This window comes from Rhodoplanes roseus (genome assembly GCF_003258865.1).
Classification (GTDB): Bacteria; Pseudomonadota; Alphaproteobacteria; order Rhizobiales; family Xanthobacteraceae; genus Rhodoplanes; species Rhodoplanes roseus.
Window position 1 is genome coordinate 1 of sequence record NZ_NPEX01000192.1, and the last position, 11,282, is coordinate 11,282.

The following is an 11,282-nucleotide window of genomic DNA, read 5'->3' on the forward strand; positions in this document are numbered from 1 at the left end:
CCAGCTCGCCGACCCGCAGCTCCAGGGCCGCCACCTTGGCGCTGGTCGCGCTGCCGGCATCGTCGGTGGGCTTCAGGGTGACCCAGGCGGCACCGGCGGCGAGCGCCACCACGGCGCCGCCGAGAACTCCGGCCGTCATCATCGAGCCGAAGCTCGACGGGGTGCGCGTCGACCGCGCCATCGCGGTGTCCTCTCGGGTTGGACCGGGGGCGGGTCGGGTTTCCTTGGCCGGCGGAGCGGCGGCTGCGGTATCGGCGCCCTTCGGCCCGGCGGCGCCGGGCTGTCCGGCAGCACCGGGTGGGGTGGCCGCGCCGGCCGAAGCGGTCGGGCTCGACGGGCCTGGGCCGGCGGAACCGGCCGAGGCGGCAGAGCTGGACGAGGCGGCCGTGCCGGCCGGTGTCGCGGGGCTGCCGGCGGCGGCCCGCGCTTCGGCGCTGTCGCGCGGCTTCGCCCCTTCGGGGGGCGGCGGGGTTCGATTGTCGGGCTTGTCCTTCGGTGGCGTCTTGTTGTCTTGGGCCATCCACCTCTCCCGCGGCAATTGCGGACCATTCCGCGACAATGCGGATAACACCGGCATACTGCGCCGGTTTGGTGACGGCAACAACGCCCTCCCGGGCGTCGCCGCGGCATCGCTAAAGAAGTCCGAACAGACTCGCCTCGTCCGGGCGCGGCGCCGCGACCACATCCTTCGATCCGGCCTCGCGCAGCGCCGCGGCGACCTGGGGCGAGAGGCAGAGATGGCGGATGCGCAGCGTCGCGGCATCGAGCCCGTCGACCGCGCAGGCGGCCAGGAAGGCCTCGGCGGTGCGGCGCGAGTAGTGCAGGACCGCGTCCACCGCGCCGGACACCAGCGCCGCCCGCACCGTGTCCGGAAAACGGCTCTCCGTCACGGCGCGATAGACCACGGCGGTCTTCACCGCGAGGCCGTGCCCGGCCAGCAAGCCTTCGAGATCGCCGGCCCGGTCCTCGCCGGCGAGGTAGAGCACCGGATCGCGCGCCCCGGCGCACTCGGCCGCGATCAGCGCCGCGAGCGCCGCGACGTCCCCCTCGGCGGAGCGGACCGCGGTCAGCCCGGCGTCGCGGGCCGCGCGCGCGGTGCGGCCGCCGACCGTGAACACCGGGACTCCGGAGAGTCCCTCATGCGACACTATGGCGCCGATCGCATTGGTGCTGGTGAGGGCCACGGCGGCCCACGGACCGTCGCCGATCGCCGCGTCGGCGACCGATTCGATTCGCAGCAGCGGAGCGGCCAGCACGTCGTGGCCACGGGTCCGCAGGGCGGCGGCCGTGCGGGCGCCGTCCGGATCCGGCCGCGTGACCAGGAGCCGCACGCCCGCCTCCCGGGTCAGCAGGCCGCGAAGAAGTCCGGCCCGCCGCGCGCCTTCAGCTCGCGACCGGCATCCTCGCCGAGCGCCGCGGCGTCGGCCGCCGCGCCCTCCCGCGAGGTCTCGTGGGCGATGCTGCCGTCCTGCTTGACGATCAGGCCGCGCAGCGCGAGCCGGTCGCCCGACACGGTCGCGTGGCCGGCGATCGGGGTGCGGCAGGAGCCGTCGAGCGCCCGCAGGAACGCCCGCTCGGCGGTCAGCGCCGTGCGGGTGACGCCGTCGTCGATGGCGGCGAGCAGCTCGCGGGTGCGGGTGTCGTTTTCCCGGCACTCGATCCCGACGGCGCCCTGGCCGACCGCGGGCAGGAACACGGCGATGTCGAACAGCGACGTCGCCTTGTCGGCGAGACCGAGCCGCTTGAGGCCTGCGAAGGCCAGGAGGGTCGCGTCGACCTCGCCGCTCTCGACCTTGCGCAGGCGCGTGTCGACATTGCCGCGAATCGAGACGACCTGCAGGTCGGGCCGCAGGCGCTTGACCATGGCGCCCCGTCGCAGCGACGCGGTGCCGACCACGGCGCCGGGCGGCAGCCCGGCCAGCGTCTCGGCCCGCTTGCAGATGAAGGCGTCGCGGACGTCCTCGCGCGGCAGGCAGGCGGTGAGCACCAGCCCGTCCGGCAGGTTGGTCTCCATGTCCTTGGACGAATGCACGGCGAGATCGACGCTCTCGTCGAACAGCGCCTGCTCGATCTCCTTGGTGAACAGGCCCTTGCCGCCGACCTCGGCGAGCGGCCGGTCCTGGATCATGTCACCGGACGTCTTGATGATCTTGATCTCGATCGCGTCGCGCGGGACGCCGTGCGCGGCGGCGAGGCGCTGCTGCGTCTCGTTGGCCTGCCAGAGAGCGAGGGGGCTGCCGCGGGTGCCGATCCGGAGGAACGGCCGGGACGAGGATTGCGCCATGGGACCTCACAATGCTACGCCGAAGCCCTAAATAGAAGCGGGTTTGCGCAGAAGGACTTATAGGAGCGCCTCCTGCGCAAGGGAAGGGGACGGAGGCGAAGTGAGTAGTCGCCGGTATCCATGATCGTTCTCGGGCTGGAGACGACCTGCGACGAGACCGCCGCCGCCGTGGTGGAGCGCGACGACGACGGCCGTGGGCGGATTCTGTCCAATGTCGTGTTCTCGCAGATCGACGAGCACGCGGCCTTCGGCGGCGTGGTCCCGGAGATCGCGGCGCGCGCCCATGTCGAGATCCTCGACGGGCTGATCGCCCAGGCGATGCGCGAGGCCGGCCGCAGCTTCACCACCCTGGACGGCGTCGCCGCGGCGGCCGGGCCGGGCCTGATCGGCGGGCTGATCGTCGGCCTGACCACGGCCAAGGCGATCGCCCTCGTCCACGAGAAGCCGCTGCTCGCCGTCAACCACCTGGAAGCCCACGCGCTGACGGCGCGGCTGACCAACGACCTGCCGTTCCCCTACTGCCTGTTCCTCGCCTCGGGCGGCCACACCCAGATCGTCGCGGTGCTCGGCGTCGGCGACTATGTCCGGCTCGGCACCACGCTGGACGACGCCATCGGCGAGGCCTTCGACAAGACCGCCAAGGTGCTGGGGCTCGACTATCCGGGCGGCCCGGCGGTCGAGCGCACCGCCCGCGACGGCGATCCGGAGCGCTTCGCGCTGCCGCGCCCGATGGTCGGGCGGCCCGACGCGAACTTCTCGCTCTCCGGCCTGAAGACCGCGCTGCGGCTCGAGGCGGAGAAATGCGCGCCGCTGTCCGACCAGGACGTCGCCGACCTGTGCGCCTCCTTCCAGCAGGCGGTGGCCGACATGGTGAAGGACCGGCTGCGCGCCGGCCTGAGGCTGTTCCGCGAAAAGTTCGGCCAGCCGATGGCGCTGGTGGCGGCCGGCGGCGTCGCCTCCAACCAAGCGATCCGCAAGCTCCTCAACGCCAGCGCGCTCGACGGCGGCACCGTGCTGGTGCTGCCGCGTCCCGAGCTGTGCACCGACAACGGCGCCATGATCGCCTGGGCCGGGGCCGAGCGGCTCGCCTACGGCCTCACCGACACGCTCGACACCGCGCCGAAGCCGCGCTGGCCGCTCGACCGGGTCCGCAAGCCCGCCGAGCCGGGCCTCGGCCTCACTGGCGACCCCGTCTCCGCATGATCCCGCTGCCATGACGTATCAGCGCATCGCCGTGGTCGGGGCCGGCGCCTGGGGGGCCGCGCTCGCCAATGTGGCGGCCCGGGCCGGGCGCAGCGTGGTGCTGATCGCCCGCGACGATACCGCGGCCGCCGCGATCCGGGCGGCCGGGGCCTCGCCGCATCTGCCCGACGTCGCCCTCGACCCGGCGATCGCGATCGCCACCGGGGCGGCGGCCGCCGCCGAGGCCGACGCCGTGCTGCTGGTGGTCCCGGCGCAGGCGCATGGCGCCGTCGCCGCGACGCTCGCGCCGGTGCTGCGGCCCGGCACCCCGGTGGTCGCCTGCGCCAAAGGCATCGAGCGCGGCACCCGGCGCTTCATGACCGAGGTGATCGCCGGGAGCCTGCCGGCGGCGACGCCCGCCATCCTGTCGGGCCCGAGCTTCGCGGCCGACGTCGCCCGCGGCCTGCCGACCGCCGTGACGCTGGCAGCCGTTGACGAGGCGGTCGCCACCGCGCTCGCCCATTCGCTCGGCACCACGACGCTGCGGCCCTATCACGCGACCGACACGCGCGGCGTCGAGATCGGCGGGGCCGCCAAGAACGTGCTCGCCATCGCGGTCGGCATCGTGCGCGGGCGGCGGCTCGGCGCCAGCGCCCAGGCGGCCCTGACGACGCGCGGCTTCGCCGAGCTGATGCGCTTCGGCCGCGCCTACGGGGCCCGGGCCGAGACGCTCACCGGCCTGTCCGGCCTCGGCGACCTGATCCTCACCTGCTCCAGCCGCCAGTCGCGCAACTTTTCGCTCGGCGTCGCCATCGGCGAGGGGCTGTCGCCGGCCGAGGCGCGGCACAGCGGGCTGCTGGCCGAAGGCGCCTTCACGGCGCCCGTGCTGGTCGAGATGGCGCGCGAGCGCGACGTCGACATGCCGATCGCCGGCGCCGTCGCCGCCGTCCTGGACGGCCGCCTCAGCGTCGACCAGGCGATCGAGGCGCTGATGACCCGGCCGTTCCGGGCGGAGCACTGACGGTGCGAGACGTGACGATGCAGATCGTCGTTCCGGGGCGCGCCGAACGCGCGAACCCGGAATCCAGCCGCAAGCTCGACCATCGCGGCTGGATTCCAGGTCCGGTGCTTCGCACCGTCCCGGAATGACGGGGCAAATGGCGGGAGAACCTTCGATGGCCTACTGGCTGGTGAAGTCCGAGCCCTCGACCTGGTCGTGGGACGACCAGGTGAAGCGCGGCGACAAGGGCGAGCCGTGGACCGGGGTGCGCAACCACACCGCCAAGCTGAACCTGATGAAGATGAAGACGGGCGACCGCGCGTTCTTCTATCACTCGGTCGACGAGAAGCGGATCGTCGGCATCGCCGAGATCGTCCGCGAGCACTATCCGGACCCGACCGCGCAGCCCGGCGACCCCTGGGTGGTGGTCGACCTCGCCGCCGTCGCACCGCTGCCGACCCCGGTGACGCTCGCCGCCATCAAGGCCGAGAAGAGCCTGGCCGAGATGGCGCTGCTCAAGCAGTCCCGCCTCTCCGTCCAGCCCGTCACGGCGGCGGAGTGGAAGGTGATCTGTAAAATGGGCGGGGTGAAGGGGTGAAAGCGGACATCGCGAAGCGCTGATCCACCTCGTCCGGAGGAGCGCCGAAGGCGCGTCTCGAAGGGCGGGGTGGCCCCAGCGTGGCCACATGGTTCGAGACGCGCTCCTTTGGAGCGCTCCTCACCATGAGGGGCGAGGCAGCCGTTCTGATCGGCTGTCGAAAACGCTAGCGCCCCATGAAGCGGCGCCAGACGGCTTTCAGGTAGCTGGAGAACAGCAGCACCGCGATGGTGACGACGATCACGGGCACCCAGAACAGCACCATGCCGAGCGCCACCAGCAGGATGGCGCCGACGATCGCGCCCAGCACCAACAGGCCGACCGCGATCGACAGCGGGCCGGGCGGCTCGATCTTGGTGTAGCGGGTGCGGCCGTCCTGATCGACCGTGATGAACACGGCGCCCGGGAAGCCCTCGGGCCCGGCCTCGCGGTCCGCGGGGCGCGGATCGGGGGCGCCCGGCGGGATGATCTCCGGCTCGGCGCGCGGGCGCTCGGACCGGTCGGGACGAGACTCGTCTGATCGATTCTGGCTCATGGCGTAGGATGTGGTCGGCCGCCGGCATCCTGCCAGTGGCGAAACGCCGCGCAGCGGTAAAATGCGGACCATCATCGCGCCACCCGGCGCGTCCCACCAGCCACGACGTTCGTTATGCCCGATCAGACGATCCCTGAAGCGCCCGGATGGAGACCGATGGCCGAGGCGGACCTCGCCTCCGTGCTGGCCGTCGCCGCCGAGGTGCATCCCGACTATCCCGAGGACCGCGCCGTGTTCGCCGAGCGACTGCGGCTCGTCCCGGCCGGCTGCCGCGTGCTGGACGGAGCCGCCGGACTGGCCGGCTACGTGGTGAGCCATCCGTGGTCGGGCGGCCCGCCGGCGCTGGACAGCCTGCTCGGCGCCCTGCCGGACACACCCGAGACCTGGTACCTGCACGACCTCGCGCTGCTCTCGGGGGCGCGCGGCAGCGGCGCCGGCGCCGCGATCGTCGCCCACCTGGCCGCGCAGGCGCGGGCGGCCGGTTTCACGACCATGTCGCTGGTCGCGGTCGGCGGCTCGACGGGCTTTTGGGGGCGGCAGGGTTTTTCGGTGGTCGCCGATCCGGCGCTCGCCGAAAAGCTCGCCAGCTACGGCGCCACGGCGCGCTTCATGGTGCGACGGCTGTCGCCGTAGGCGGCCCGTCCGGCGCCGCCGGTCACGCCGGCGGATCGTACAGCACGTCGCGGCCGACCGCGCGAAGATCCTGCGTGCCGGTGAGCATCATGGTGATGTCGAGCTCGCGCCGGATCAGGTCGAGCGTCGCGGCGACGCCGCGCTGGCCGTCGGCGGCGAGCCCGTACAGCCAGGCGCGGCCGATCAGGCAGCCGCGGGCGCCGAGCGCCAGCGCCCGCATCACGTCCTGGCCGGAGCGGATGCCGCCGTCGAACAGCACCTCGATGCGGTCGCCGACGGCGCGGACGATCTCGGGCAGCACCGTGATGGTGGCGGGGGCGCCGTCGAGCTGGCGGCCGCCGTGATTCGACACCACGATTCCGTCGGCGCCGATCCGGACCGCCTCCTCGGCGTCGGCCGGATCCAGGATGCCCTTGAGCACCAGCTTGCCGGGCCACAGGTCGCGGATCCACGCCATGTCGCGCCAGCTCAGCGTCTGGTCGAAGTGATTCGACGACCACTCGCCGGCGCCCATCAGGCCGACCTTGTCCTTCAGATAGGCCTCGATGTTGCCGAAGGTCATGCGCTTGCCGCGCAGCACGCCGATCCCCCAGGCCGGCTTGGTGGCGAGATCGAAGGCGTTGCGCCAGGTCAGCCGCGGCGGCACGGTGAGGCCGTTCTTCAGATCGGCGTGGCGCTGGCCGCGGGTCGGCAGGTCGACCGTGACGACCAGCACGGGGCACTCGGCCGCCCGCGCCCGCTCGATCATGGCGCGGGAGAAGTCGCGGTCGCGCAGCACGTAGAGCTGGAACCAGAACGGCGCCGTGGTGGCCGCCCGGACGTCCTCGATGGTGGCGATCGACATGGTCGACAGGCAGAACGGGATGCCGGCCGCCTCGGCCGCGCGGGCGCCGAGAATCTCGCCGTTGCCGCGGATCAGGCCGGTGAGGCCGGTCGGCGCGATCGCCACCGGCATGGCGGCGGGCCGGCCGAGCAGCGTGGTCGCCATGCTGCGGCCGGCGGTGTCGACCAGCACGCGCTGCCGGAAGCGCAGCCGCGCCAGCTCGGCCGCATTGGCCCGTAGGGTGATCTCGTCGTAGGAGCCCGAGTCGACATAGCCGAACAGGGCGCGCGGCACCTTGCGGCGGGCGACGTCGCGCAGATCCGCGACGCAGGTGATCGGGGTCATCGGATCGGGCACTCCAACCGTGCGGGGGCGCGGCCGGGCGGCCGGATCAGGCGAGGCTGCGGCGGCTCTTGAACTGGCCGGTCTTGCGGAAGCGCCACAGATAGGACGGCACCACGGCCGCCATGGTGCGGGCCTCGATGCCGAGCCCGGCGAGGGTGCGATTGTCGCGGATCGCCGCCTCGGACACGACGTTGTCGGTCTTCAGGAGCTCGACCTGGTCGGGCGTCAGCGGCGGGGTCGGCAGGATGCTCAGCACGCGACCCAGCAGCTTGGCGGCCCAGAACGGCACCGGCAGCAGGAGCCGGCGGCGCTGGGTGATGTCGAGCACCAGCCGCATCAGCTCCTTGAAGGAGGCGACGTCCGGCCCGCCGAGCTCGTAGACGCCGGGCGCGACCTCGCCGTCCACCGCCTTGCGGACCGCCTCGGCGACGTCGCCGGCGAACACCGGCTGGAATTTGGTGCGGCCGCCGCCGATCAGCGGCAGGGCCGGGGCGATGCGAGCCATCGCGGCGAACTTGTTGAAGAAGGCGTCGTCGGGCCCGAAGATCACCGAGGGGCGCAGGATGACGGCGTCGGGCGCGGCGGCCAGCACGGCCTCCTCGGCCCGGCCCTTGGTGCGGGCATAGAGCGCCGAGGCCGCCGGATCGGCGCCGATCGCCGAGACGTGGATCAGCCGGGCGCCGCGCGCCGCCGCCGCCCGGGCCACGTTGGCGGCGCCCTCGACATGGACCGCCTCGAAGGACTGCTTGCCGCTCTCGAACAGCACGCCGACCAGGTTGATCACCACGTCGGCGTCGCGCACCGCGTTCTCGACCGATTCGGCGTTGCGCAGATTCGCCTGCACGGCGTGGATCTGGCCGACCCGGCCGAGCGGCTGCAGGTGGCCGGCGAGATCGGGGCGGCGCACCGCGACCCGCATGCGCCAGAGCTCGGGCGCCAGCGCCCGCACCACGTGCCGCCCCAAAAATCCGGAGCCGCCGAAGATGGTGACGAGGGTGTCGGACGTGGACGTCGGAGAGGACATCGCCATGGCCGCCGGATCTCCTGCGATGCGGTGGGAACCCATGCCGAAACCGGCACGGACAGCCGTGCTGGCGTCATACGGGATGGCGGCCCGGCTGTACAGGGGAGGGGGCGCCGCGGACGGCCGGCCGGTCCCTCCCGATGCGGCCGAACCGCCACGCATGACGCGATTGCGACACTCGCGGCCCTGGCCCCCGCCTCCGGCGTTGACAAGCGGGAACCCGCTCCCTTATGTGGCGCCCTTGGGCCCAGGTGGCGGAATTGGTAGACGCGCTGGCTTCAGGTGCCAGTGGCTTAACGGCCGTGAAGGTTCGAGTCCTTTCCTGGGCACCAGCCCAGCCCAAGCGTCTGATCTCCCGAACAGACGAGACGATCGCCGGAGCCCGGACACGGGCGGCCGAGCTTAGGGTTCGCGCAGACATCATCGAGTCGAAGCGTCCTTCCGCCCTCACCCTGAGGAGCGCCGAAGGCGCGTCTCGAAGGGCGGGGGCGGCCGCCGCCGCGGCCACATGGTTCGAGGCTCGCTCCGCTCGCACCTCACCATGAGGTCGGACGTGGTCGTGTGGCGCGGGCCGACACCGGGTTGCTCGGGATGACGCGACAAGTCCCGGGCGGGCCCTGACGTCGCATCCGGCCGCGTGGACGGCCGCGCGTGGCGCCTCAGCGCCAGCCCAGGCCGGGCGCGACGTGAGTCAGGATCGCCTCGATCACGTGGGCGTTGTAGTCGACGCCGAGCTGGTTCGGCACGGTGAGCAGCAGCGTGTCGGCCGCGGCGATCGCCTCGTCGGCGCGGAGCTGCTCGATCAGCACGTCGGGCTCGGCCGCGTAGCTCCTGCCGAAGATGGCACGCTCGGTCTCGCTCAGGAAACCGATCTGATCCTCGCCGTCGCCGCTGCGACCGAAATACCTGCGGTCGCGATCGTCGACCAGCGCGAAGATGCTGCGCGACACCGACACGCGGGCCGGCCGCGTGTGGCCGGCCTCCGCCCACGCGGCGCGGAAGCGGCGGATCTGCGCCGCCTGCTGGACGTGGAACGGCTCGCCGGTCTCGTCGATCTTCAAGGTCGAGCTCTGCAGATGCATGCCGAGCCGCGCCGCCCATTCGGCCGTCGCGTCGGTTGCGGCGCCCCACCAGAGTCTGTCGCGCAAGCCCTCCGCATGCGGCTCGACGCGCAGCAGGCCGGGCGGGTTCGGGAACATCGGCCGCGGATTGGGCTTGGCAAAGCCCTCGCCGCGCAGCACGTCCAAGAGCACCTGCGTGTGGCGGCGCGCCATGTCGGCGTCGCTCTCGCCCTCGGCCGGCGCGTAGCCGAAATAGCGACAGCCGTCGATCACCTGCTCGGGCGAGCCGCGGCTGATGCCGAGCTGCAGGCGGCCGCCGGCGATCAGATCGGCGCTGCCGGCGTCCTCGGCCATGTAGAGCGGGTTCTCGTAGCGCATGTCGATGACGGCGGTGCCGATCTCGATGCGTCTGGTGCGCGCGCCGATCGCGGCGAGCAGCGGAAACGGCGAGGCGAGCTGACGGGCGAAGTGATGCACGCGGAAATAGGCGCCGTCGGCGCCGAGCTCCTCGGCCGCGACCGCGAGCTCGATCGATTGCAGGAGGGCGTCGGCGGCCGACCGCGTCTGCGAGCGCGGCGACGGAGTCCAATGGCCGAAGGAGAGGAAGCCGATTTTTTTCATGGGCGCGGGGCTGGTCCGGGAGGGCGGGTCGGCGCAGCCTAGCCCGGCCGACCCGTTTCAGGAAATCCCGGAGCCCGCGGATGCGTCACGCCCGCCGCACGCCGATCGTCCAGGACGGCCGCTGGTTCGCCTCGCGGCGGCTGGTGACCAGGCGCAGATCCGCGTCCATGTAGATGTTCGCCATCTCGGGCTGCGCCTTGAAGGTCTTGCCGAGCTTCTTGGCCGCGGCGGCGTCGAGGGCGGAGAGGTCGGGGGTGCCGAGGTCGGCGGCCTCCTGATAACGATCGCCCTTCTTGGCCATCACCTCGGCGAACCACGCCTGCGCGGCCGGAATGTCGAGATCGCGATCGGCCCGCACCACCGCCACCTCGATGCCGATGTTGCGGATCAGCCAGCGACCCTCGGCCACGTCGTATTTCTGGATGATCATCAGATTGGCGCCGGCCAGCACCGAGCGCAGCTTCTCCATCAGGCCGCCGCGCTGCCCCGGCACGTGATGCGCGATGTTGGCGTAGAAGCCGTCGTGCCGGAAGATCTGATAGGACTGGTCGAACACGCGGCCCGGAATGGCGTCGTGGAACGGGATGGTCGACCACGCCGGCGTCCACACGCCCTGCACGGCGACCACCTGATCCTCCACCCGCGGCGTCGGGTTGCGGCGCGCCAGCGCGGTGAACAGCGGCATCAGCTCGCTGTCGAGCAGCGCCAGCTTCTCGCTCTGCCTGGCGTCGTGGCGCCCGTGCACCAGCGCGAGCAGGCGCGATTTCAGCTCGGCCGTGCTCCAGGATTCGAAATCGGAGGCGTCGAGATCGGGCTCGCCGTGCGGGGTGAAGGAGGTCACGCGATCGAGCATGGGGGTCGGCTCCGGTCGGGGGCGATGACGTTTTCGATTACGTTGCACATGACGTGCCGGATGCGTGCGCGCCAGCGAAATCTTTTGTCGTGGCCGTTCTGTCAGATTCATCTGACAGAACGCACTGTCACGTCGACTGTCGCGACGACGTGAGACTCCGCGCAAGCGAAGGAACAAACGATTTGGACCGAGAGAGTTCCGCGAGGGCACGACTGCTCCGCCACGGATCTCGGACATGCAGAAGGGACAGCCTATCGACCGTCGTCGTCCGCGCAGGCGAGGGCTTTGCATCATTGGTCATTCCGGGACGGCGCGGAGCGCCG

12 protein-coding genes and 1 tRNA gene are annotated in these 11,282 nt (G+C 72.2%); 5 read left to right on the plus strand and 8 right to left on the minus strand.

All coding sequences use genetic code 11. The features are described 5' to 3' along the window. The 3 genes from CH341_RS21920 to hemC all read right to left on the minus strand — a co-directional run. Window positions 1–181: hypothetical protein (locus tag CH341_RS21920; protein ID WP_146604571.1), on the minus strand; the 181-nt coding region annotated here is incomplete at its 3' end. Between the two features lie 451 nt (window positions 182–632). Beyond that, window positions 633–1,331, minus strand: a complete 699-nt coding sequence (locus CH341_RS21925; protein ID WP_170149755.1) for a uroporphyrinogen-III synthase — start codon at window positions 1,329–1,331, stop codon at window positions 633–635. Between the two features lie 14 nt (window positions 1,332–1,345). After that, on the minus strand, window positions 1,346–2,284 hold the full coding sequence (gene hemC, locus CH341_RS21930; protein WP_111421105.1) for a hydroxymethylbilane synthase: 939 nt from the start codon (window positions 2,282–2,284) through the stop codon (window positions 1,346–1,348). Window positions 2,285–2,404: 120 nt separating this feature from the next. On the opposite strand from hemC, the gene tsaD reads away from it, so the two are divergent. The 3 genes from tsaD (at window position 2,405) to CH341_RS21945 (ending at window position 5,064) form a co-directional block, all read left to right on the plus strand. Continuing rightward, window positions 2,405–3,487, plus strand: a complete 1,083-nt coding sequence (tsaD, locus tag CH341_RS21935) for a tRNA (adenosine(37)-N6)-threonylcarbamoyltransferase complex transferase subunit TsaD (RefSeq protein ID WP_111421106.1) — start codon at window positions 2,405–2,407, stop codon at window positions 3,485–3,487. Between the two features lie 10 nt (window positions 3,488–3,497). Further along, window positions 3,498–4,487, plus strand: a complete 990-nt coding sequence (locus CH341_RS21940; RefSeq protein ID WP_111421107.1) for an NAD(P)H-dependent glycerol-3-phosphate dehydrogenase — start codon at window positions 3,498–3,500, stop codon at window positions 4,485–4,487. A gap of 154 nt (window positions 4,488–4,641) precedes the next feature. Then, window positions 4,642–5,064 carry an EVE domain-containing protein gene (locus CH341_RS21945; RefSeq protein ID WP_111421108.1) on the plus strand — a complete coding sequence of 141 codons (423 nt, stop codon included), beginning with the start codon at window positions 4,642–4,644 and terminating at the stop codon, window positions 5,062–5,064. Between the two features lie 166 nt (window positions 5,065–5,230). Here the strand turns inward: CH341_RS21945 and CH341_RS21950 are convergent, their stop codons facing one another. Further along, the gene (locus tag CH341_RS21950; protein WP_111421109.1) at window positions 5,231–5,599 is read right to left on the minus strand and encodes a YoaK family protein; all 369 of its coding nucleotides are present in this window, start codon (window positions 5,597–5,599) and stop codon (window positions 5,231–5,233) included. Between the two features lie 156 nt (window positions 5,600–5,755). Here CH341_RS21950 and CH341_RS21955 point away from each other — a divergent pair, with 156 nt between their 5' ends. After that, window positions 5,756–6,232, plus strand: a complete 477-nt coding sequence (locus tag CH341_RS21955) for a GNAT family N-acetyltransferase (RefSeq protein WP_245431183.1) — start codon at window positions 5,756–5,758, stop codon at window positions 6,230–6,232. 22 nt (window positions 6,233–6,254) lie between these two features. Here CH341_RS21955 and CH341_RS21960 read toward each other — a convergent pair whose 3' ends face one another. Together CH341_RS21960 and CH341_RS21965 are read right to left on the minus strand one after the other, a co-directional pair. After that, complete coding sequence (locus tag CH341_RS21960; protein WP_111421111.1) at window positions 6,255–7,400, minus strand: alpha-hydroxy acid oxidase; 1,146 nt, start codon at window positions 7,398–7,400, stop codon at window positions 6,255–6,257. A gap of 46 nt (window positions 7,401–7,446) precedes the next feature. Continuing rightward, a complete protein-coding gene (locus CH341_RS21965) occupies window positions 7,447–8,430 on the minus strand; it encodes a complex I NDUFA9 subunit family protein (RefSeq protein WP_245431184.1) in 984 nt (327 codons plus the stop codon). A 239-nt stretch (window positions 8,431–8,669) separates the two neighbouring features. Here CH341_RS21965 and CH341_RS21970 point away from each other — a divergent pair. Continuing rightward, window positions 8,670–8,756: transfer RNA gene (locus CH341_RS21970), tRNA-Leu, on the plus strand. Between the two features lie 327 nt (window positions 8,757–9,083). On the opposite strand, the gene CH341_RS21975 is transcribed toward CH341_RS21970, so the two are convergent. Further along, a complete protein-coding gene (locus CH341_RS21975; RefSeq protein ID WP_111421112.1) occupies window positions 9,084–10,106 on the minus strand; it encodes an LLM class flavin-dependent oxidoreductase in 1,023 nt (340 codons plus the stop codon). An 85-nt stretch (window positions 10,107–10,191) separates the two neighbouring features. Next, window positions 10,192–10,959 (minus strand): hypothetical protein, encoded by a 768-nt coding sequence (locus tag CH341_RS21980; RefSeq protein WP_245431185.1) that lies wholly within the window; start codon window positions 10,957–10,959, stop codon window positions 10,192–10,194. Between the last annotated feature and the right edge of the window lie 323 nt (window positions 10,960–11,282).